The following is a 22,417-nucleotide window of genomic DNA, read 5'->3' as shown; positions in this document are numbered from 1 at the left end:
AAAACCGTTGCGCTCAGGCCCGTGAAGCCAGCAGCGCCGAGAGCGGCCGGAACGGCTGCAACCAGGCACCTTGCTCTGGTAGCGAATCTAGGCCGATTCGCGGGAGTGGTTCCCGGAAAACACCAGGAATGTCTTCCAGGTCGACGAACTCCAAGGTATCCGACGCTAGCGCCCAGCTCGCATGTTCGCGAAATCCGAGCACGTGGACGGGGGTACCGTCCTCGCGGGCGATTTCCTCCAGCGGCAGGCGGAAAGCCTGCCCGTCGGCCGACGCGACCAACAGGCCCGCCAGGCCCTCGCGACGCCGCAGCGCGATGTGCTCGAGCATGTCGGCGTCGACGTCACTGTCGTCGTCGATCTTGGGCTTGGCGAAGACCGCAAAACCCACGTTACGCAGAGCTTCCACCCACGGCCGCACCACGTCAGCGCTACCGGGGGCGATATTGGTGAACACGGTGGCTTCCGGCTCCAGCGAAACCGGCGTCGGATCGTCCGGGTCCGGCCGCGACAGATCCGCGGTCTGCGCGAGCAGCCAGCGACCCAGCGCGTCGAACCGCGGGCGATGAGCGGCGGTGGGCCGGCCACCCAGGATCGAACCCAGTCCCATATCGAGGTTGGGGGCATCCCACACCAGCAGGACCCGACGGATTTTGAGCGTGACCGGAGTCACTGAATCGGTGTCCGATTCGGGTGCGGTGTCGTCGAGCAGGTCCATACTCACAACCGCTCCCATAGGAGTTCGGCCACGGCGCTGCCCGCGTGCTGAGCCTTCGATTCGTATTTGGTGGTCGGCCGCTCGACCGAGACGGGCAGGTTCGCATCCGGCGCCACCCGCCGAAGATGAGGGTCGGCGTCCCCGGCGGCAGCGATCTGCTCGGCGTAGTGGGCGTTGTCGGTCGCGGCGTGCAGGACGCCGCCAGGCCGCAGCCGGTCGGCGATCAGGGCGATAGTGGGGGGTTGCAGCAGCCGACGCTTGTGGTGGCGCGACTTCGGCCAGGGATCCGGGAAGAACACCCGCACCCCGGTCAGGGAACCCGGCGCGAACATGTGCTCCAGCACGTCCATACCGTCGCCCCGCACCAGCCGGATGTTGGCGACGTGCTCGCGTTCGATGGCGGACAGCAGCTGGGCCAGGCCACGGCGATAGACTTCGACGGCCACCACGTCGATGTGGGGTTCGGCCTGGGCCATCGCCAGTGTTGAGGTGCCTGTTCCCGAGCCGATCTCCAGGATCACCGGGGCCGCGCGGCCGAACCAGGCGGCCGTGTCGAGTAGCTCGGCCGGCCGATCCGGGAATCGGGCCTGGGTGCCGTAGCGCGACCACAGCCGGTCCCAGGTGTCCTGCTGGGCGTCGTTGAGACTCGATCGCCGGGACCGGAAACTGGTCACCCGGGGATAGAGGTGCGCATCCGGTGGCTCGTCAGGCCCGGCGGACAGCTCCGCAGACCCGACTCCACGTTGCGCATGCATCCGTCCATGGTCGCTCATGAAGCCACATCGACCCTCATCGTGGCGCAGATTGATACCCAACAGTTGCTTTCGTGCCGGTCACAGCGCTCGGTTATCCCCAGCCGCGGTGCCGTCGTGGCTCGCGCGAACGAGGGTCCGCTGCCACCATGGCGCGACATGAACGAGGGAATCCCGGGCACCGGCCGCCGGCTTTTCGCCGACGCGCTGGTGCGACGTGCCACCGACGGCGGGCAGTGGGCGTGGTTGGCGCGCCGGGTCGCGGCTCCGGTCCGGATCGCCGTGCACGGCCGTCCCGGCGTGGGGGTCGCCACGGTGCGGGCGGCGCTGGTCGCCGTGGGGCTCGACATCCTGGACGCCTCGGTGGGCTCCTCGGGTGCCGGCGAGGCGGATATCGGCATCCGGGTGGTCGCCGAGGTCGCCAAGCCTGAGGATGCGGGCCTGCCGTTCGCCCTGGCTGTCCTCAATAAGGCCGACCTGACCGGTTTCGGCCCCGGCGGACCGCTGGTGACGGCGAGCCGGCGCGCTGTGAGCGTGGCCGGACTGCTGGGTGCGCCCACCGAGCCGATGGTCGCGCTGCTGGCGGTGGCCGCGCTGGACCCCGCAGTGCTGGACGACACCCTGATCGACGCGCTGCGTATTCTTGTCGGCGAGCCTGCCGATCTGCGCTCACCGGACGATTTCCTCACGTGCACCCACCGGCTCTCACGTGAGGTGCGGCAACGCCTGGTCGATTCCCTCGACCTGTTCGGTATCGCGCACAGTGTGGTCACGCTGCGCGCGAACCGGCTGGCCGACGTCATTCAGGTGCGCGCGGAGCTCCGGCGGGTCAGCCGGATCGACGAGGTGCTGGACCGGATCGCGCCCCTGATCGCCGAAGCCGGATACCGCCGTGTCCTCGCCGTGGTCGACGAGTTGCAGGTGCCGGCGATCACCGACACCGAGATCGCCACGTTCCTGGCCGCGGACGACACCGTGTTGGCGCGGATGGCCGCCGCGGTCGATGTCGTCGCGGCGGCCGGCCTGCGGGTCGATCCCGCCGACGATGCGACGGCCCATCTGATTCGGGCGGTGCACTGGCGTCGCCTGGCGGCTGGACCCCTTGGTGCGCTGCACCGTGACTGCGCGACCGCTATCGCCAGGGGATCGTTGCGGCTGTTGGCGGCCACTGCCGGCCCGGGTTGTGCGGCGTGACGGGGGACGCCGCGGAGCCGGAGCGGACGGTCGACGCGTTCGTGGCCGAGATCGCCCCCGGGGTCCTGGCGCCGGGGGTGCGCCGCCGCGATGCGGTGCTGGTGATGGGACCCTGGCTGGCCGGCACGTCCAGCGTGCTCGCCGCGCTGCGGAATCGGTTGCCGCAGAACACTTTCATCGAGTCCACCGGGCTGTGTGACGGAGATGCCCCGATGGCGGTGGTCTTCGTGGTGTCTGCGGTGGCGCCGCTGACCGAGTCCGATTGTGCGTTACTCGACGCGGCGGCGGTGCACACCGATCTGGTGGTGTGCGCGGTGGCCAAGATCGACCTGCACCGCCGATGGCGGGAGGTGCTCGACGCTGATCGGCAACTGTTGGCAGCGCACGCCCCGCGCTATGGCGCGGTGACGTGGGAAGGGGTGGCCGCGGCCCCGGATCTGGGCGATATCCGGCTCAACGGGCTGGTCGAGGCGCTCGGTACGCAGCTTGCCGACAGCCAGCTTAGAGGCCGAAACAGATTGCGGTCCTGGGAGTCTCAGCTCGCCATGGCGGCGTGGCGCTATGACGGCGCCGCCGACAGTTCGGCCCGGGCGGCGCGGGTGGCCGCGCTCGGGGCGAGCCGCGTCGAGGTGGGCCGCCAGCGCAGAATGGCCAGGACCGAACGCGCGGTCGCGCTGCGCAGCCGGTTGCAGCAGGCCCGCGTGCAGCTGTCCCACTTCGCCAGGAATCGCTGCACCTCGGTGCGATCGGAACTGCAGGAGGACGTCGCGTCGATGACGCGGCGGTCGATGGCCACCTTCCCGGCCGATGTCCGTCGACGCGTCGCCGGCGTGGCGCGTGAGGTCGACGAGAGTATCGGCGAGCACCTTGCCGAGGTGGCCGATGTGCTTGGACTGCAGACCGATTCGTCTTTTTCGGAGTCTGTGTCGGCCGAACCGGTCGGTGAGCCACCGCTGACGTCGCGCCGCGTCGAGACCCGGTTGATGATGCTGCTCGGCGCGGGGTTCGGCCTCGGGGTGGCCTTGACTTTGAGTCGGATCTTCGCCGAACTGGCACCCGAGTTGACCGTGGCCGGCGCCGTTCTCTGCATTCTGGTTGGCCTGGCGGTGACGGTCTGGGTCGTCGGGATGCGGGGTCTGTTGCACGATCGCGCCGTACTGGACCGGTGGGTCTGCGACGTCACCGCGGCCCTGCGTGCCGACGTCGAGCAGTCGGCGGCCACCAGGGTCCTGGCAGCCGAGACGGCGTTGACGGTCAGCCTGGCCGAGCATGACGAAACCCGCAGCGCGGTACTCGCGGCCGAACTCCGAACGATCGACGCGGAGCTGCGGCAGCATGCGCTGGCCCGAGCCCGGGCTGTCACCGCCCGCGATGAACACCTGCCGATAGTGCAACGGGCACTTGACGCCGTTCGGGCCGAACTCGCGCAACGGGGATACGCTCGAATCACGCATGAGGAGGAGGGGCGATGAGTTCGCTGCTGATGCCGGTCGAACCCGAGGACTGGCTCGTCGAAGACCTGCCCGCCGTCATTCATCACCTCGGCGCTGTCGTGCCCGGCCGGGTCCGTTCGCTGGCAGGGCCCGATGGTTACCAGTCAGTAGCCAGCGACGACGGTCCCGGTGGTGTCGACGACGGGACTGTTCTTGTGGTGGTGGCCGGGGACGACGAATATGGCGGCGAATTAGTCGGCGTTCCTGAGATATTCGGCATTCCTGGAGCGATTGCGCATTTGACAGAACAATCTGAATCGATGAACTCCCCAGTTAGAGGTTTCTGAATCGTTCTTGTGAGTCAACGGACATAGTCTCGATTTACCGTGGGTATGTCACCCGCGTTAACGTGTAACGAGAGATAACCAAGTCCTTCATCCGTGGAGATCCTGATGGAGGAATATGGTCTGCGTGCTGGGCGGGGAACGCCTCGATAAATCGGGTAGGAGATGCAAATGACCTCAGCGACTATTCCAGGTCTGGATACCGCGCCGACGAAACATGAGGGGCTGCTCGCCTGGGTTCAGGAGATCGCCGAACTGACTCAGCCGGACCGAGTGATGTTTGCTGACGGGTCCGACGAAGAGTACGAACGCCTGACGGCCCAGCTGGTCGAGGCGGGCACCTTCCAGAAGCTCAACGAGGAGAAGCAGCCGAACTCCTACCTCGCACTGTCCGACCCGTCCGATGTGGCCCGCGTCGAATCGCGGACCTTCATCTGCTCCGAGCGTGAGATCGACGCGGGTCCGACCAACAACTGGATGGCTCCCGCCGAGATGCGCGAGCTGATGACCGAGCTCTACCGCGGCTCGATGCGCGGCCGGACTCTGTGGGTGGTGCCGTTCTGCATGGGCCCGCTGGACGCCGAGGATCCCAAGCTGGGTGTTGAGATCACCGACTCGGAGTACGTCGTGGTCTCGATGCGCACCATGACCCGAATGGGCAAGGCCGCGCTGGACAAGCTCGGCGATGACGGCTTCTTCGTCAAGGCGCTGCATTCCATCGGGGCGCCGCTGGAGGACGGTCAGGCCGACGTGCCGTGGCCGTGCAACGACACCAAGTACATCACCCACTTCCCCGAGACCCGCGAAATCTGGAGCTACGGTTCGGGTTACGGCGGCAACGCGCTGCTGGGCAAGAAGTGTTACTCGCTACGGATCGCCTCGGCGATGGCCCACGACGAGGGCTGGCTCGCCGAACACATGCTGATCCTCAAGCTGATTTCGCCGGAGAACAAGGCCTACTTCATCGCCGCCGCATTCCCGTCGGCCTGTGGTAAGACCAACCTGGCGATGCTGCAGCCCACCATCCCCGGCTGGCGCGCCGAAACAGTCGGCGACGACATCGCCTGGATGCGGTTCGGTAAGGACGGCCGGCTGTATGCCGTCAATCCCGAGTTCGGCTTCTTCGGTGTGGCGCCCGGTACCAACTGGAGCTCCAACCCCAACGCGATGAAGACCATCGCCGCAGGCAACACCGTCTTCACCAACGTCGCCAAGACCGACGACGGCGACGTGTGGTGGGAGGGTTTGGAAGGCGAGCCCGACCACCTGATCGACTGGAAGGGTCACGACTGGAACCTTCGCGAGACGGAAAGCAAAGCGGCGCACCCGAACTCGCGCTACTGCACTCCCATCTCGCAGTGCCCGACGCTGGCCCCCGAATGGGATGACCCGCAGGGCGTGCCGATCTCGGCGATTCTGTTCGGCGGCCGCCGCAAGACCACCGTCCCGCTGATCACCCAGGCCCGTGACTGGCAGCACGGCGTGTTCATCGGCGCCACCCTGGGCTCCGAGCAGACCGCTGCGGCCGAGGGCAAGGTCGGCACGGTCCGCCGTGACCCGATGGCGATGCTGCCGTTCCTCGGCTACAACGTCGGCGACTACTTCCAGCACTGGATCGACATCGGCAAGAACGCCGACGAGTCCAAGCTGCCCGCCGTGTTCTTCGTGAACTGGTTCCGCCGCGGCGACGACGGCCGATTCCTGTGGCCGGGCTTCGGCGAGAACAGCCGCGTACTGAAGTGGGCCGTCGAGCGCATCGAGCACCAGGCCGAAGGCAAGAGCACTCCGATCGGTATCGTCCCGACGGCCGCCGATCTTGATCTGGACGGTCTCGATGTCGATGCGGCTGATGTAGACGAGGCGCTGGCCGTCAACGCCGACGAGTGGCGCAGCGAGCTCCCGCTGATCGAAGAGTGGTTCGAGTTTGTCGGTGAGAAGCTGCCGACGGGTATCAAGGATGAGTTCGACGCGCTGAAGACCCGGCTGGGGGAGGCCGACTAACCCCGCGCGAGCAGTCGCAAAAGGCCCCGTGACATGGCGTGTCACGGGGCCTTTTGCGACTGTTCGTCGAGTCCGGTGTCACATCCCGCGGAGGCCAAAGGGTAGCCGTATAACCAGTATCGGCTAGCCGAACATCTCGATTTCATACCTCTGATCAGCAACTTTGCAACCCATACTGATGCAATTCGGTAGGTAGGCTAAGTTGCCAGCGTCCGCGCACCCGGGGTACTGTCGTGCTCAGCGAAGGGGAGTAGTTCCCACCCGCAGCCTCCGGGTCGCGGAAGCGGATGATCGACATACTGGCGGCGGTGCCGCCCGGTCATCCACCGGATCAATCCGGCGAGCGAGACCTTCGGTTGACAGACCACTGTCGACCTGAGGCCTCGCCATTGCACGTCGAGGCCGCGGGTCGCTGACCGAAGGACCGACGATGGCCACCGGTACGAAGCTCAGCCGAGATCCGTTTCGCCGCTTCGCCATTCACCCGATGATGCGGTCACTGGCGATCACCGCCGCGCTGATCGTTCCCGCGCTCATGCTCCGTTTCGGTGGCCTGAACCCCAATCCCGTGATCTCCCTGCTGATCTACGGCGCCGCCGTGGTCTCGGCCAGCTTCCTGCTCGCCTGGGCGGCCGAGGCGGCCCAGATCGACGTGTCCGGTGGCTTGGCGATCGCCGTCCTGGCCTTGATTGCCGTGCTCCCGGAGTACGCCGTCGACCTGTACTACGCCTACACCGCCGGCCATGACCCCGGCTACGCGCAGTACGCCGCGGCCAACATGACAGGTTCCAACCGGCTGCTGATGGGTATCGGCTGGCCCGTCGTGGTGCTGGTCAGCCTGTACGTCACCCGCAAAGTCTCGGCCAACCCCGCCGCCAAACGCAGTGAAAACACCAAGACTCTCCTGCTCGAGCCCGGTAACCGCGTGGAACTCGGCTTTCTGCTGATCGCCGGCATCGTCGCGTTCATCATCCCGGCCACCGGCCGGATTCACCTGGTACTCGGAGTGGCCTTGCTGGCCTGGTTCGGTCTCTACCTGTACAAGCTGACCCGCGGCGACGTCGAGGAGCCGGAGCTGATCGGCACCGCCGCCGCGATCGGCGCCCTGCCTACCAGGGCGCGACGCAGCACGGTGATCGCGCTCTTCGTCGGCGCAGCCGCGGTGATCCTGCTGTGCGCGGAGCCTTTCGCCGAGAGCCTCATCGGTGCGGGCACCGAACTGGGGATCGACAAGTTCCTGCTGGTGCAGTGGCTTGCCCCGCTGGCCTCGGAGGCCCCGGAGTTCATCATCGCGATCATCTTCGCCGCCCGCGGCAAGGGCACCGCGGCCATCGCCACGTTGATTTCGTCGAAGGTCAACCAGTGGACCCTGTTGATGGGATCGCTGCCGATCGCCTACCTGGCCGGCGGGGGCGGGCCCGAACTGGTGCTCGATGGGCGGCAGATCGAAGAGGTACTGCTGACCGCGACGCAGACGATGATGGGTATCGCACTGATCCTGGCGCTGCGGTTCCACCGCCGGACGGCGTGGGCGCTGCTGGCCTTGTTCGTCGTGCAGTTCCCGATCACGTCGACCGAGGGGCGGCTGGCCCTGTGCGGCGTCTACGGCGCCCTGTCACTCGTCGGCTTGATCGTCAACCGCAAGCACCTGCTGCCGACGCTGCGGGCGCCGTTCTCGGGTGCTCCGCAGGAGGTCGAGCCGAAACCGGAGCTGGTCTCGGCGCGATAGCAGGACCGGGAAACCGGGGCCTTGACACCTGTCAACTTTGGCCGTCGTACAGTGCCTCCATGCAGATTCGTGAGCACGCCGCAGTCAGCCCGGACAAGCCGGCCATCGCCATGTACCCGTCGGGGACTGTGGTCACCTTCGGTGAGCTGGAAGCACGGGCAAACCAGCTGGCGCACTACTTCCGGCAAGCCGGGCTGGTCGAGGGCGATGCCGTCGCGATTCTCATGGAGAACAACGAGCATTTCCACACCGCGATGTGGGCGGCGCGGCGTAGCGGGCTGTACTACGTGCCGATCAACACGCACCTGACTGCGGCCGAAGCCGCGTACATCATCGACAACAGCAATGCCAAGGGCATCGTCGGGTCGGCGAAGCTCGCCGACACCCTCGCCAAGCTGGGCGATGAGTTGCCGGGCGGCCTACCTCCGGTCCTGCTCGTCGCGGGCGGCCACCTCGACGGCTGGCAGAGTTACCCCGATTGCGTTGCCGACCAACCGGTCACGCCGATCGACGACGAGATCGAAGGCGACCTGCTGCAGTACTCGTCGGGCACCACCGGACGCCCGAAAGGCATCAAACGCGCACTGCCGCATGTTCATCCGTCCGAGTCGCCCGGCCTGATGTCGGCGCTGGTGTCCTTCTGGATGCACCCCGACGCCGTCTACCTCAGTCCGGCGCCGCTCTATCACACCGCACCGTCGGTGTGGTCGATGCAAACCCAGGCCGGCGGTATCACCACTGTCGTGATGGAGAAGTTCGACGCCGCTGGCGCTTTGGATGCCATCGCCAAACACCGTGTCACGCACGGCCAGTTCGTCCCGGTCATGTTCACCCGCATGCTGAAGCTGCCTGACGACGTGCGGACGTCCTACGACGTGTCGAGCCTGGAGCGGGTAATGCACGCGGCGGCGCCATGTCCGGTCGAGATCAAGAAGCAGATGATCGACTGGTGGGGACCGATCGTCGACGAGTACTACGCCTCATCGGAAGCGCACGGCTCCACGCTGATTGGTGCCGAGGATTGGCTGACCCACCCCGGTTCCGTCGGGCGGCCGATGGCGGGCAACCTGCACATCCTCGACGAGGACGGCAACGAGCTCCCGCCCGGTCAGGCCGGCGAAATCTACTTCGAAGGCGGAGTCGATTTCGAATACCTCAACGACCCGGACAAGACGGCTAAGTCCCGTGACACCCGCGGTTGGAAAACGGTGGGCGACATCGGTTATGTGGACGAAGAGGGCTACCTGTACCTGACTGACCGCAGGCACCACATGATCATCTCCGGCGGTGTCAACATCTATCCGCAGGAAGCCGAGAACCTGCTTGTCACCCATCCAAAAGTGATGGACGCCGCCGTCTTCGGCATTCCTGACGAGGAGATGGGCCAGTCAGTCAAGGGCGTGGTCCAGACCGTCGATCCCGCCGACGCCACCGAGGACTTCGCGCGTGAGCTTCTCGACTGGCTCCGCGATCGGTTGGCGCACTACAAATGCCCGCGCTCGATCGCGTTCGAGGCCCAGCTGCCCCGCACCGATACCGGCAAGCTCTACAAGCAGGGCCTCATCGCGAAGTACTCGTGAACACCGACAGCCCGGTCGAACTCGCCGGGGGAGTGCTCGTCGCCATCGGAACTCCCTCGGAGGAAGCCACTTTCACGCTCACCGAGGACGCGACGCAGGACCGCCGCGCGGTCACCGTCGCGTCGGTCTCCGACGCGCTCGCCGAACTGCGCCGACGATGCCTGCGCTGGCCGCAGGCCGCTGCGGTCTGCGATGACGTGCTTCGGGCGCTCGACGTCGACGCGCCCGCTCGGTCAGGGGTGATCGCCGAATCGCTGGCCTACTCGACGCTGCAGGCCGGGCCGGAGTTCGCCCGATGGCTGGCCGAACGCGGCCCGGCGCAGCTGCCCGACATCGCGAATCCGGTTGTCGCCCAGCGTGATGGCGATACATTGCGGATCAGTTTCAATCGCCCGCAACGGCACAACGCCTTCAGCACCGATGCCCGGGCCGAACTCCTGGAGTTTCTCGGTGTGGCCCAGCTGGACACCTCGGTCGACGAAGTGGTGCTCACCGGGAACGGTCCGTCCTTCTGCAGTGGTGGCGATCTCGGCGAATTCGGTACCTTCGACGATCCGGCGAGTGCCCATTTGGCCCGCACCCGTCACAGCCCGGCGCTCGTCCTCGACGAACTCACCGACCGGCTCGGCCGGGCCTGCCGCGCGGAGGTGCACGGTCAGGTGCTCGGCAGTGGACTGGAAATGGCGGCGTTCTGCGGGCACGTGACATGTGCGCCCGGCGCGACGCTGGGCCTGCCGGAACTCGCACTGGGGTTGATTCCCGGCGCGGGCGGCACGGTGAGCATCACCCGCCGGATCGGGCGTTGGCGGACCGCCTATCTGGTGCTCTCGGGTGCGTCCATCGACGCGGAAACGGCCCTGGCGTGGGGCCTGGTCGACGAGGTCGGCGCTGGGCGGCCGGGCGAATGATCAGCCCGCTGACATCGACATCGACATCGGCGGGCTCGGTGATCGCGTAGGCGATCCCCCTGGCGATCGCATCGGGAGCGATCGCGCCGGCTCGGTAGGTACGCATCGCGTCGCCGAACCGAACACCCCCAGTGCCGATGCGCTGAAACTGCTGGGCGGTATCGCCGCGACACCACGTCACTTGGGCGTGCGCCCGACCGGTGAGCGGCGATGAACACGCCGAAATCACCGACCGTGACCCGGTATGCGAGCATGTGAACCTGTGAGTCTGTCTGGCCAGAGTGAGCGCGATCATGCCGGTCCCTATTTCGACGAGCTGACCCGCGGGCAGGTTTTCGACTCGGCACCGTCGATGACACTGACCCCCGGTGCCGCCGCGGTGCACCAGTCGATCCTCGGAGACCGGCTGCGGCTGCCGCTGGACGCCGTCCTGACGCATGCCGTCACCGGCGAGTCGGCGGCGTTGGCGCATCCCGGGCTGGTCACCGACGTGGCGATCGGGCAGAGCACGCTGGCCACCCAGCGGGTCAAGGCGAACCTGTTCTATCGCGGCCTGAACTTCCACCGTTTCCCGATCATCGGTGACACCATTTACACCCGCACGGAAGTCGTTGGACTCAAGCAGAATTCGGCGAAGCCCGGGCGGGCGGCCACCGGGCTTGCCGCGCTCCGGATGACCACCATCGACCAGGCCGACCGGCTGGTGCTCGACTTCTACCGCTGCGCCATGCTTCCGCTGAGCCCCGACGCCCCCGACACCGGTCACAACGACGACCTGTCGGTCGTCGGCACCGATCTTCCACCGGCCATCGACCCCACCAGCGGCTGGGACGCGGAGACGTTCCGGCTGCGCGTACCGGGAACCCATTTCGACGCGAGCGTGGTCGGCTCAGTCCTGCGCAGCACCGGCGACGTGGTCAGCAGCGCACCAGAGTTGGCCCGGCTCAGTCTGAACATTGCTGCCACCCATCATGATTCGCGGGTGGGCGGCCAGCGTCTGGTGTACGGCGGCCACACCATCGGGCTCGCGCTGGCCCAGGCCAGCCGGCTGCTACCGAATGTGGTGACGGTGCTGGGCTGGGAGTCCTGCGACCACTCCGGCCCGGTCCACGAGGGTGACACCCTCTACAGCGAGTTGCACGTCGAAGCGGCGGCGCCCGCAGAGCAGGGTGGCGTGCTGAGTCTGCGATCCCTGGTCTATGCCGTCGGCGATCCCGATCGCCAGGTGTTGGACTGGCGATACACCGTCCGGGTGTTCTGACGCCGGCTGATGGGCGCGCTCGGTATCGCCGATGGCGTGCTCCGGCGTGCCGCTGTAACTGCCGACGCCATTGCAGCAGCCACCGGCACGGTCGTCGACGCCACCGAACTGCTGACCGGACGGGCCGCCCTGTCGGGGCACGCTCCGCAGGGCCGGATCTCTGCCGGTGGTGCCACCCAGCTGATCCGGGCGGGAGACGGGTGGTGTGCGCTGACGCTGTCGCGGGCCGACGATATCGCCGCAGTACCCGCCCTGGTCGGAGCTGACCAGCTCCCCGCCGACCCGTGGCCGGGCATCCACGGATGGGCAGCGCAACGGTCGGTGGCCGAACTCGTCAGCCGCGCGGTCCTGCTCGATCTGCCCGTGGCGGCCCTCGGGGAAACCGAGGCGTCGGCCCCGCGGGTGCTCGGGTGTGGAACGGCCGGTCCGGCTCGCGGCCTCGACGGCCTGCTGGTCGTCGATATGACATCGATGTGGGCAGGACCGTTGTGTGCACGGCTGTTGGGTGCCGGCGGAGCCACGGTCGTCAAGGTCGAGAACCCGACCCGCCCCGACGGAACCAGGGCCGGCGACCCACGGTTCTTCGACTGGATGAACACCGGAAAGCTCAGCTACGCAGTAGATTTCGACACCGACCGCGATGCGCTGTCGGACCTGCTGGCCGTCGCCGACATCGTACTGGAGGGATCGCGGCCCGCCGCGCTGGCCCGGCGTGGACTCGGCCCGCATGACTGCCCGCCCAGACCCGGCCGGGTGTGGCTGTCGATCACCGGCTACGGAGCCGATACCCACCGGGTGGCGTTCGGCGATGATGCCGCGGTGGCCGGTGGTCTGGTTCGGCGCACCGCGGATGGTCCGGCTTTCGTCGGCGACGCGATTGCCGATCCGCTGACCGGCCTGACCGCGACGGCCGCGGTCATCGAGGCACTGGCGCACGGCGGGGGAGTGCACATCGGTGTCGCGATGGCAGCGGTGGCCGCCACCTACGCGTCGGCCATGGATGCCGCTGACACGGAGGCTCTCCCGGTACCACCAGCGGCTGCGCCGCGCGCGTCGGGTCTCGGCGCCGACACCGCCGCCGTGCACCGCCTGGTCGCGGAAAGGAGTTGGGCCTGATAATCATTCGGGGCGCCACTCTGATCGACGGGACGACCGTCGACATCCGTGCCGACAAGATGATCGTCGCCCTCGCCGAACGACTCGATGCGCTCCCCGGTGATGACGTCCTCGACGCGCACGGCGGCCTGGTCATACCCGGTCTGCACGATCATCATGTGCACATCCGCGCTGCCGCCGCTGCCGCCGGTTCGGTGCGGCTGGGGCCACCGCAGGTCCGCTCACGCATCGAGTTGATCGCCGCACTCGCCGCCGCCGAGATCGGTGCCGACGGATGGATCCGGGCTGTGGGTTATCACGACAGCGTCGCCGGCCCGCTGGACCGCCACACCCTCGATGCCCTCTCGCCGCCGGTACCGGTTCGGGTGCAGCACCGCAGTGGTGTGCTGTGGACACTCAATACGGCGGGCCTCGCCGCGATCGGTCAATCGGATCACCATGATGGCCGGCTGCGCAGCTCCGATCCAGAATGGGCCGGCGATCTACCGCGGCGCGCCGGCGGCCTGGCCGAGCTCGGCAGTCGGCTGGCATCCTACGGCGTCACCGGAATCACCGATGCCACACCGGATCTGGCCGGAACAGACGCTGAGCTGCTGTCCGCGGCACTACCGCAACACGTTCACCGGCTGAGCCCGGGTAAACGGATCCTGCACGATGACCTGCTCGACCTCGACGGGCTCACCGACTGGGTACGCAGCAGCCACGACCGAGGCACCGCCGTCGCGCTGCACTGCGTCACCGTCAGTCAACTGGTGGTGGCGATGGCTGCCCTGCGCGTCGCCGGCGTGCACCGCGGAGACCGGATCGAGCATGCCGCGCTGGTACCGCCGGACTGCCTCACGGAGCTGGCCGAACTCGGTGTCACCGTCGTGACGCAGCCGAACTTCGTCGCCGAACGGGGCGACGAGTATCTGGCCGACGTGCCCGCCGAAGACCACGGTCTCCTCTGGCGGGTGCAGACCCTGGTGAACGCCGGTGTGCGGGTGGCACTGTCGACGGATATGCCCTTCGGGCTAGGGGACCCATGGGGGGCGATGCGCGCGGCCGTCGATCGCCGTACCGGGACCGGTGAGGTGCTCGGGCCCGACGAATGTGTGCCGCCGCGAACCGCCCTGGAGATGTTTCTCGGCGCCGCCGACGACCCCTCGAAGCCACGCACCCTGGCGCCGGGTCAGCCCGCCGACCTCTGTGTGCTGGCCGCGCCCCCGGATGCCGTCCTGGCCGAACTGGACGCCCGCCTGGTCCGCACCACCATGGTCGGCGGCCGGCCGATTTACGGCAGCTAGTGCGGTAGCTCGCGAAAGGCGGTGTTGCGGTAGGGGTCCGGCTCTTTGGGAAGGCCGAGCACACGCTCGCCGACGATATTGCGCTGGATCTGATCGGTACCTCCGCCGATCGAGGTGAAATAGGCATTGAGAGTGCGGAACGTGACTGCGTCGCCGACGGGGTTGTCCGGTCCGGCGAGCATCGACTCGGCGTCGACGATCTCCGTTTGCACGCGGGCCGTCTCGTGCAGGATCCGCGACATGGCGATCTTGCCCAACGCCATCAGGGTGGCCGCCTCTGTGCCGCCGGAAGCCTTGGCGCGTTGGGTATTCCAGCGATTGACCGCCGCAAGTGCGTCGATGCGGGCGATCTGCTGACGGGTGTGGCCGTCCTCGAGCTTGTCGTAGGTGCGGGCGAGCCCGATCAGGCTCTCCTTGTCCTCCTGCGGTTTGGTTGCCGACTTGGTGGTGCGGGCCAGATCCCCCATCAACCGTCGCTCGTAGCCCAGCGCCGTCTGCAGGACTGCCCATCCGCCGCCGAGTGGTCCGACCAGGTTCTCCGCCGGCACCAGCGCATCGGTGATGAACACTTCGTTGAACTCCGATTCACCGGTGATCTGGTGGATGGGCCGCACGTCGACGCCGGGCTGGCGCATCGGGAACATGAAGAAGCTGATGCCGTTGTGCTTGGGCACGTCCCAGTCGGTGCGGGCGACGAGCAGGCCGTAATCGGCGGTGGTCGCGAATGAGGTCCAGACCTTCTGCCCGTTGACGACGTACCGGTCGCCGTCCCGGTCGGCGCGGGTCCGCAGCCCGGCCAGGTCCGAGCCGGCGCCCGGTTCGCTGTAGAGCAGGCACCATTTCGACTCACCGCGCAGCGACGGCGGGATCAGCCGGCGCTTCTGCTCGTCGGTACCGGCGTCGTGCAGCGTGCAGGCAAACAGGTTGGCCCGGTCGTGTCCGGTGCCCGGTGCGCCGACAGCAGCGAATTCGGCCGCCACGATCCGGGATTCGGCGTCGCTGAGCCCGCGGCCGAACCACTCGGGTTCCCAGCTGGGGGCCGACCAGCCGGCGTCGAGCACCAGATCAGCCCAGCGGTTGCGGTCCATCCCAGGCGTCCAGTTGGCGGCCAACCACTCCCGGACTTCGGTGCGCACGGTGTCGTCTCCGGAGCTCACGTCACTCACACTCCTTTGAGTTGCAGATAGCGGTCGCGGTGATATGTCGGTGGTCCGAGCAGTTGCGCGTCGGTGCGGGCGCGGCGCAGATACAGGTGCGCCGGGTGCTCCCAGGTGAAGCCGATCCCGCCGTGCACCTGGATGGTGGTGGCCGCGGTGAAAACAAAGGCCTCCGAGCAGTACGCCTGGGCCAGGGCAAGATCGGACCACCGCGATTGCGCGGTTTCGTCGAAGGCGGCGGCAACATGGCGGGCCGCGGAGATCGCCGATTCGGCTTCCAGCAGCATGTCGGCGCACAGATGCTTGACCGCTTGGAAACTGCCGATGGCGCGGCCGAACTGCATGCGGGTTCGCGCATAGTCGACGCCCATCTGCATGGCCCGATGAGCGCCCCCGGCCTGCTCGCTCAGCAGTGCGACAGCGGCGTGATCCACGGCGGTGGTGACCACGTCGATACCGGCACCCGGGGTGCCCACGAGACGGGCTGCCACGTCGGCGAATTCGACGCGGTACTGCTTGCGGGTCAGGTCGATGGTCGTCAGGGCGGCGATCGTGATGCCTGCCGCGGCGGTGTCGACCGCGAAGATCGAGGGCCCGGAGTCGGTGTCGGCCAGCACGTAGAGCAACCCGGCCGCACCGGCGTCCAGCACGAACGTCTTCTGGCCGGTCAAGGACCACTGCCCAGCGATCTGTGCCGCGGCGGTGTCCACCCGGACCGGCGGTCGCGTCGACGAGTCCTCGGCGTAGGCGAGGCTCACGACGAGTTCACCGGCGGCGATCCGGGGCAGGATCTCGCTGCGCTCACGGTCGTCGCCGGCGGCCGCCAGCAGTCGGGGGGTCAGCACCGCCGTCGAAAAGTACGGCGCACACAAAAGTGCGCGGCCCATCTCCTCCATCACGATGCCCTGCTCGGCATACCCGGCTCCGGCTCCGCCGACTTCTTCGGGCAGCGTCAACCCGAGCAGCCCCATCTCGGCCATCTCCCGCCAGGCGCTGGTGTCGTGCCCGGTGTCGGTTGTCATGAGGTCGCGCACCCTGGCCTGTGACGAACGCTTGTCGAGGAAGATCGCGACGGCGTCCCGCAACGCCCGTTGTTCGTCGGTTTCGCGCATCGCCATGTGACCACGGTCTCATACCGATCTGAGTATTTTGGAACAAACCCAGCTCACGCCGACTTGGAGGTTGGCATGGAGCACTTCACTTTCGGCCGCAACAACGGTCTGCGTGTCTCGGCGCTCGCCCTCGGCGCAGGCAATTTCGGCACCCGGTGGGGCTACGGCGCCGAGTTCGACACCGCCAAAACGATGTTCGACGCGTTCGCGGACGCGGGCGGCACGTTCATCGACACCGCGGCCAGCTACCAGGTCGGCGAGTCCGAGGAGAACCTGGGCAGGTTGCTCGCCGGGCGGCGAGAGCAGTTCACCGTCGCCACGAAGTTCGCGATCGGTGGTCCCGAAGGCGCCGGTGTGCTGCAGACCGGGAACGGTCGCCGGGCGATGCTGCGCTCGGTGGAGGCCAGCCTGCGTCGACTCGACACCGACTACCTCGACCTGCTCTGGGTGCATTTCCCCGATTTCGTCACCCCGCTCGACGAGGTGGTGCGTGCGTTCGACGATCTCGCCGCCGCGGGCAAAGTCCTTTATGTCGGACTGTCGAACTTCCCCGCCTGGCTGACCAGTCGGGCTGCGACCATCGCCGAGATCCGTGGTAGGACGCCCATCGCCGGTATCCAGTTCGAGTACAGCCTGGTGGAACGCAGCGGTGACCGGGAGAACCTCCCGATGGCCGAAGCCCTCGGCCTGGGTGCCGCGCTGTGGTCGCCGCTGGGAGGCGGGCTGCTCACCGGCAAGTACCGCTCCGGCGACGGCGGCAGGCTGACGGACTGGGGTGGCCGGCTCACCCACACCGAGGACGACGCCCGCAAAGTGGCCACCGTCGACGCGGTGCTCGCCGCGGCCGAGGATCTCGGTGTGCCCGCCGCGCAGGTCGCGGTGGCGTGGCTGTTGGAACGGGCTCGCCGGTCCCCGACGGGTGTGGTGCCGGTGATCGGCCCGCGCACCCCGGAGCAGCTGGACTCCTACCTGGCGGCGCTGGGCATCACCCTCGGCGACGACTGGTACGCCAAACTCGACGAGGCCAGCCGCATCGATCTGGGTCAGCCGCACAACCAGCTGGCAGAGCGACGCGAGACGGCGGTCGGCGGCGATCTCGGCGCGTTCCGCTTCCATCCGGTGCCCACGGCCTGATCAGATCCCGAACGCGCCTTTGAGGACAGCGCACTGGCTGTCGATGAAGGACCGGGAGACGCTCGCTTTCGGGGCCACCGCATCGAAACCATGGAACGCGCCGGGAACCACGACGACCTCGCACGGCACGCCGGCCGCTGTGAGGGCATCGGCGTAGGCGAGATCCTCGTCGTGGAACAGGTCATGGGAGCCGACGCCGATCCAGGCCGGCGGCAGACCGGCGAGATCGGTGCGCCGCGACGGGACGGCGACGCCGGGGTCGGCACTGCCCAGGTAGGACGACCAGCCCCAGCGGTTGGCATCGCGGGTCCACATCACGTACTTGGTGTCGTCCAATTCGGTTCGCGCCGACGATCGGTCGTCGAGCATCGGGTAGACCAACAGCTGCAAGACCGGGGTGACCATGCCGCGGTCGCGCGCGGTGAAGGCCAGTGCGGCAGTGAGGCCGCCACCCGCGCTGGCGCCGCCGATCGCGACCCGGTCCGGGTCGACGGCGGGCAGCCCGGCCAGCCAGGTCAGGGCGGTGTGGCAGTCGTCTAGTGCCGCCGGATAGGTGTGTTCGGGAGCCAGCCGGTAATCGACCGCGGCCACCGTGATGCCCAGCTGCGCGGCGAACCGTTTGCAGATCCGGTCGTCCTGCTGGGCCGAGCCCATCAGGTAGCCGCCGCCGTGGATCCACAGCAGGGCCGGCCCCGGTGCGGTCTGACCAGGCGGCCGGTGCAGCCTGATCTTGATTCCGTCTGTTGTGGTCAGAACTTCCACACCGTTGACGGGCACCCGCTCCTGCAACTTCTGCATGGCGCGGATCAGTGGAAGCGTCCTCGGACGGATCAGGTTGCTCGGCGCCCATCGTGCGGCTTTGCGCAACTCCGGGTGGAAGTCGGTGATCGTCACGGCCCCGACAGTACTGGGCGGCCATGTGCTCGGCTGGCGGGTCCCGGGTTGCCGTGATGAGGTTGAGCGCAACGGCACTTCATCAACTTCCGCCGGACTCCTCGACGGTGCACTGGGGTTACTTCGACCCGCGGTGGGCGCCGCCATTGACCGTCGCGGCCGGTGATCTGGTTGCCATCGAGACGCTGACCCACCGTGCCGGCGACGCTCCAGATCTGTTGACGGACGCAGGCAGGGCGCGCATCGTCGCATCGGCCAACGGTGCTGCCCCTGGCGGTGGCGCCGTTCGCGCACGCCACGGCGGCAGGGCAGACGCTCTATGTCACCGGCCAGATGCCGACGGATATCACTGGTGTACTCGTCGAGGGCGGCATCGCAGCCCAGACCGATCAGGTGATGCGCAACCTGGCGCGGGTCACCGAATTGTGCGGCGGCAGCCTGGCCGATGTGGTGTCGGTGCGGGCATACCTGATGAACTGGGACGACTATCCGGTGTTCAACGCGGCTTACGCGGACTGGTTCCCCAGCCGGTTGCCTCCTTCTCCCTTCGTCCTCCCTTCGTCGAGTGAGCGCTCACGTGTGACATCCGCGCGGAATCCGCGTCGTCAGTGCTCAATCAACGGTCGGTGAGCAGGGCCTCGAAGGCGACGCGGTCACCGCGGTACAACGACCGGACCACTTCGATCGGCCGGTCTTCGGTATCCACCGAGCGCCGGTTGAGCCGCAGCATCGGCATCGCCGTCGTCGACTCGAGAAGCTCCGCCTCGCGCGGTGACGCCAGGACCGTCTCGATCCGCTCGACCGCGGCACCGAACACCACCCCTGCCGCCCGGACCGCGGCGTACAGCGATGTTTCCGGGTCGAAAGTCTCGGTGAAGTGACCGAATCGGTGCTTCGGCAGGTAGGTGCTCTCCAGGCCGATGCGCTGATCGTCGGCAAGCAGTAGCCGTTCCAGGCGCATCACCTGCTGGCCGGATTCGATCTCGAGGGCGGCGGCCAGTTCCGGGGTCGGATCGACATCCTCCCAGCCGACCAGCAGGCGGCCGGGCTTGCGGCCCATCGTCTGCGCGCCCTCGGTATACGACTTCAGTGAAAGTGGCTGTATCAGTTTCGGTTTCGATACCACCGTGCCGCGACCGCGGCGCTCGATCCGACCTTCGACGAGGAGCTCGTGTACGGCCTGCCGGACGGTTTCGCGGGCCACCGCGAACTGCGCGGCCAGATCGCGCTCGGAAGGCACGGGATCACCCTCCACGAGGTCGGCCAGGATCTCCTCGAGTGCGGTCCGGATGAGATAGGGCTTGGGTACCGGTTTCGGCGCGTTCACCTGTTTTCCTGTTGTCGTATAACGCGTTCCGCGATGGCGAGCACGTCCTCGATTGTCGCACCCTGCGCTGCCGGATCCTTGGCGCCGTCGTCGTAGCGGCGCAGCCGCACGGCGTCGACCCACCACGGATGGTCGACGAAGTCGGCGTCGACCCCAGCGCCGCCCTGTGCCTGGAGGGAGACGACCGAGGTGCCCGAGAGTCCGTCGCAGTAATCGGGTTGCGTAGCCGCCAGATAGCGCTTGGCGGCGACGTGCGCACCCGCCAGCCAGCCCACCCGCTCGCCGAAGCGTGGCGTCAGCCACGTGCGCGCAGCCATGTCGTGGTGGGTGTAGGCGTGATCGTCGAACAACGGGCTGTGCCCGAGATCGTGCAGCGCGGCCGCGAGGACCAGTTCGTCGTCAGCCCCGTCCTCGATCGCCCGGGCAGCGCTCTGGAGCGCGTGATCCAGCTCGTCGACCGCTTCCTCGTCCCAGATTCCCCGCAAGGAGCGCAACACTTCCGCGGTCCCGGTCAGCGTTTGGTCAACAACCGAAGTCATGTGTTGCAGCGTACCCCAATTGGTCTATACCAATTGTTAACCGGGTGTTCGGGCGGTCAACATCGAACGGTGGGGTCGCCGTAGTGATCACTGTGAAAGGTCTATTCCCATGCGTGTGAACATCATCGGAGGTGGAATCCTCGGGACTGCGCACGCGCTGGAAGCGGTCCGCCGTGGTCACCGTGTCACCCACTTCGAGCGAGAGGTCGAGGCACGCGGCGCGACGGTCCGTAACTTCGGCCTGGTCTGGGTGTCCGGTCGGGCCACCTTCGAACTCGAGACCGCGCTACGCTCGCGCGAATTGTGGGAACAGCTCGGCGCCCGTATCCCCGGCATCGGCTTCCGGCCCGCCGGATCGCTCACCTTGTTGCGGACCCCACGCGAGATCGCCGTGGCCGAAGAGGTCACGGCTCGACCGGATGCCGCGGCCCGCGGGTTCGCCCTCCTCGACCCTGATCAGATCCGCTCGCTCAATCCCGCCCTGCGCGGAAAATTTCTTGCCGGACTGCACTGTTCGCGCGATGCCGCTGTCGAATCTCGCCAGGCGCTGCCCGCCATCCGTGAATACCTCAGTGCCACCGGTCGCTACACCTTCCTGCCCGGCACAGAGGCGCGCTCACTCGACGGCCGGACCGTGCGCGACGACCGCGGTAATCGCCACGAGAGCGACCTTGTGCTGCTGTGCCCCGGTGCGGCGCACGGCGGCCTGACTCGCGAGGTCGCCGGAGAGTTGCCGGTGCGAAGGGTGCGGCTGCAGATGATGCAGACCGACCCGCTCGGCGAACACCTGACCACCGCGATCGCCGACGGCGACAGTTTCCGCTACTACCCCGGATTCGCGGGTGCGACGCTGGATGCGTTGCGCGACAACGAACCGCAGCATCCGGTGGCCGGCGGACACCGGATGCAACTGCTGTGCGTGCAGCGGTTGCACGGCGGTCTGACCATCGGGGACACCCACGAATACGAGGAACCTTTCGCGTTCGATGTCGACGACGCGCCGTACGCGTACCTCGTCGACCTCGTCGAAGAATTTCTCGGCAGCCCACTACCGCCGGTACGGCGCCGATGGGCCGGGGTGTACAGCCAGTGCGTCGATCCGGATCAACTGGTCAGCCGCACGTCGGCCGCCGACGGGGTCTGGTGCATCACTGGTCCCGGTGGTCGCGGCATGACGTTGGGGCCGGCGATCGCCGAACAGACCGCCGACCTGATCGAACTCTGATGCACGCAGGAAAGGAAAATCGATGACAAGCAACAAGATTCAGCTAGCGGTCGTGGATATGGCGGGTACCACGGTTGCTGACGACGGCTTGGTGGTGGCGGCATTCGAGACGGCGGCCAGCATCGCGGGGGTACCCGAGGAGGGAGCGGAGCGCGAACGCGCCCGCCAGTACGTGCTCGATACCATGGGCCAGTCGAAGATCACCGTGTTCCGCGCCCTATTCGGGACCGAGGAACTGGCTCAGCAAGCCAACGCCGCCTTCGAGAACGCCTACTCCGGGCTGATCGACGAGGGGCACGCCCGCGCGATCGACGGTGCGGCAGAAGCGATCACTCGACTGCGCGACGGTGGCGTACGCGTTGCGCTGACCACCGGGTTCAGTGGCGTCACCCAGGGGAAACTGTTGGCCGCGCTGGGCTGGCAGTCACTGGCCGATCTCGTGCTGGCGCCCGGCGACGGGGTCCGGGGCAGGCCGTTCCCCGACCTGATCCTGACCGCCCTCATGCGCCTGCAGATCGACGGTGTGCGCAACGTCGCGTCCCTCGGTGACACCAGCAACGACGTCGACAGCGCGTTGCGAGCCGGCTGCTCCATCGCCGCCGGCACTCTCACCGGCGCACACACCGAGGAGCAGCTGCGCGCTGCCGCAGCCACCCATGTCGTCGGCACCGTTGCCGATTTTGCCGACCTGATCCTGCTCGACCGTTAAC

At 67.6% G+C, this 22,417-nt stretch carries 21 protein-coding genes; 14 read left to right on the top strand and 7 right to left on the bottom strand.

The window, feature by feature from the left end:
• Window positions 1-13 precede the first annotated feature (13 nt).
• Both H7J73_RS06630 and trmB read right to left on the bottom strand, forming a co-directional pair.
• Window positions 14-715 (bottom strand): NYN domain-containing protein, encoded by a 702-nt coding sequence (locus tag H7J73_RS06630; RefSeq protein ID WP_264066672.1) that lies wholly within the window; start codon window positions 713-715, stop codon window positions 14-16.
• A gap of 2 nt (window positions 716-717) precedes the next feature.
• On the bottom strand, window positions 718-1,488 hold the full coding sequence (gene trmB / locus H7J73_RS06625) for a tRNA (guanosine(46)-N7)-methyltransferase TrmB (protein ID WP_435405433.1): 771 nt from the start codon (window positions 1,486-1,488) through the stop codon (window positions 718-720).
• 138 nt (window positions 1,489-1,626) lie between these two features.
• Between trmB and H7J73_RS06620 the strand changes: the two genes are divergently transcribed.
• From H7J73_RS06620 to H7J73_RS06575, 10 genes are all read left to right on the top strand, one after another.
• Window positions 1,627-2,661, top strand: coding sequence for a hypothetical protein (locus H7J73_RS06620; RefSeq protein ID WP_264066478.1), 1,035 nt, complete (start codon window positions 1,627-1,629; stop codon window positions 2,659-2,661).
• On the top strand, window positions 2,658-4,133 hold the full coding sequence (locus tag H7J73_RS06615; RefSeq protein WP_264066477.1) for a hypothetical protein: 1,476 nt from the start codon (window positions 2,658-2,660) through the stop codon (window positions 4,131-4,133). Before H7J73_RS06620 ends, H7J73_RS06615 begins: the two co-directional genes overlap by 4 nt.
• Complete coding sequence (locus H7J73_RS06610; RefSeq protein ID WP_264066476.1) at window positions 4,130-4,441, top strand: hypothetical protein; 312 nt, start codon at window positions 4,130-4,132, stop codon at window positions 4,439-4,441. The genes H7J73_RS06615 and H7J73_RS06610 overlap by 4 nt, the downstream gene beginning before the upstream one ends.
• A 168-nt stretch (window positions 4,442-4,609) precedes the next feature.
• On the top strand, window positions 4,610-6,439 hold the full coding sequence (locus H7J73_RS06605; protein ID WP_264066475.1) for a phosphoenolpyruvate carboxykinase (GTP): 1,830 nt from the start codon (window positions 4,610-4,612) through the stop codon (window positions 6,437-6,439).
• Window positions 6,440-6,869: 430 nt separating this feature from the next.
• Window positions 6,870-8,168 carry a calcium:cation antiporter family protein gene (locus H7J73_RS06600; RefSeq protein ID WP_435405432.1) on the top strand — a complete coding sequence of 433 codons (1,299 nt, stop codon included), beginning with the start codon at window positions 6,870-6,872 and terminating at the stop codon, window positions 8,166-8,168.
• 59 nt (window positions 8,169-8,227) lie between these two features.
• A complete protein-coding gene (fadD4, locus tag H7J73_RS06595) occupies window positions 8,228-9,748 on the top strand; it encodes a fatty-acid--CoA ligase FadD4 (protein ID WP_264066473.1) in 1,521 nt (506 codons plus the stop codon).
• The gene (locus H7J73_RS06590; RefSeq protein ID WP_264066472.1) at window positions 9,745-10,656 is read left to right on the top strand and encodes an enoyl-CoA hydratase/isomerase family protein; all 912 of its coding nucleotides are present in this window, start codon (window positions 9,745-9,747) and stop codon (window positions 10,654-10,656) included. Before fadD4 ends, H7J73_RS06590 begins: the two co-directional genes overlap by 4 nt.
• A gap of 352 nt (window positions 10,657-11,008) precedes the next feature.
• Window positions 11,009-11,917 carry a hotdog family protein gene (locus H7J73_RS06585; protein WP_264066668.1) on the top strand — a complete coding sequence of 303 codons (909 nt, stop codon included), beginning with the start codon at window positions 11,009-11,011 and terminating at the stop codon, window positions 11,915-11,917.
• 9 nt (window positions 11,918-11,926) lie between these two features.
• Window positions 11,927-13,033 carry a CoA transferase gene (locus H7J73_RS06580; RefSeq protein WP_264066471.1) on the top strand — a complete coding sequence of 369 codons (1,107 nt, stop codon included), beginning with the start codon at window positions 11,927-11,929 and terminating at the stop codon, window positions 13,031-13,033.
• Entirely contained in the window at window positions 13,033-14,319 is a 1,287-nt protein-coding gene (locus H7J73_RS06575) for an amidohydrolase family protein (RefSeq protein WP_264066667.1), read from the top strand. Before H7J73_RS06580 ends, H7J73_RS06575 begins: the two co-directional genes overlap by 1 nt.
• On the opposite strand, the gene H7J73_RS06570 is transcribed toward H7J73_RS06575, so the two are convergent.
• Complete coding sequence (locus H7J73_RS06570) at window positions 14,316-15,485, bottom strand: acyl-CoA dehydrogenase family protein (RefSeq protein WP_264066469.1); 1,170 nt, start codon at window positions 15,483-15,485, stop codon at window positions 14,316-14,318. The genes H7J73_RS06575 and H7J73_RS06570 overlap by 4 nt on opposite strands.
• Window positions 15,482-16,594 (bottom strand): acyl-CoA dehydrogenase family protein, encoded by a 1,113-nt coding sequence (locus H7J73_RS06565; protein WP_264066468.1) that lies wholly within the window; start codon window positions 16,592-16,594, stop codon window positions 15,482-15,484. Before H7J73_RS06565 ends, H7J73_RS06570 begins: the two co-directional genes overlap by 4 nt.
• 69 nt (window positions 16,595-16,663) lie before the next feature.
• On the opposite strand from H7J73_RS06565, the gene H7J73_RS06560 reads away from it, so the two are divergent.
• Complete coding sequence (locus H7J73_RS06560) at window positions 16,664-17,722, top strand: aldo/keto reductase (protein WP_264066466.1); 1,059 nt, start codon at window positions 16,664-16,666, stop codon at window positions 17,720-17,722.
• On the opposite strand, the gene H7J73_RS06555 is transcribed toward H7J73_RS06560, so the two are convergent.
• Entirely contained in the window at window positions 17,723-18,616 is an 894-nt protein-coding gene (locus tag H7J73_RS06555; protein ID WP_264066464.1) for an alpha/beta hydrolase, read from the bottom strand.
• Window positions 18,617-18,877: 261 nt separating this feature from the next.
• On the opposite strand from H7J73_RS06555, the gene H7J73_RS06550 reads away from it, so the two are divergent.
• Window positions 18,878-19,246 carry a RidA family protein gene (locus tag H7J73_RS06550; RefSeq protein ID WP_264066463.1) on the top strand — a complete coding sequence of 123 codons (369 nt, stop codon included), beginning with the start codon at window positions 18,878-18,880 and terminating at the stop codon, window positions 19,244-19,246.
• On the opposite strand, the gene H7J73_RS06545 is transcribed toward H7J73_RS06550, so the two are convergent.
• Both H7J73_RS06545 and H7J73_RS06540 read right to left on the bottom strand, forming a co-directional pair.
• Window positions 19,233-19,943 (bottom strand): GntR family transcriptional regulator, encoded by a 711-nt coding sequence (locus tag H7J73_RS06545; RefSeq protein WP_264066462.1) that lies wholly within the window; start codon window positions 19,941-19,943, stop codon window positions 19,233-19,235. The genes H7J73_RS06550 and H7J73_RS06545 overlap by 14 nt on opposite strands.
• On the bottom strand, window positions 19,940-20,482 hold the full coding sequence (locus H7J73_RS06540) for an HD domain-containing protein (protein ID WP_264066461.1): 543 nt from the start codon (window positions 20,480-20,482) through the stop codon (window positions 19,940-19,942). Before H7J73_RS06540 ends, H7J73_RS06545 begins: the two co-directional genes overlap by 4 nt.
• Before the next feature lie 109 nt (window positions 20,483-20,591).
• Between H7J73_RS06540 and H7J73_RS06535 the strand changes: the two genes are divergently transcribed.
• On the top strand, window positions 20,592-21,707 hold the full coding sequence (locus H7J73_RS06535) for a TIGR03364 family FAD-dependent oxidoreductase (RefSeq protein ID WP_264066460.1): 1,116 nt from the start codon (window positions 20,592-20,594) through the stop codon (window positions 21,705-21,707).
• A 22-nt stretch (window positions 21,708-21,729) separates the two neighbouring features.
• Window positions 21,730-22,416, top strand: coding sequence for a phosphonatase-like hydrolase (locus tag H7J73_RS06530; protein WP_264066459.1), 687 nt, complete (start codon window positions 21,730-21,732; stop codon window positions 22,414-22,416).
• Window position 22,417: the final 1 nt, after the last annotated feature.

Source organism: Mycolicibacterium komossense (assembly GCF_025822605.1).
Classification (GTDB): Bacteria; Actinomycetota; Actinomycetes; order Mycobacteriales; family Mycobacteriaceae; genus Mycobacterium; species Mycobacterium komossense.
Note: the sequence above shows the minus strand (reverse complement) of the source record. Positions and strands in the feature narration are given on the sequence as shown.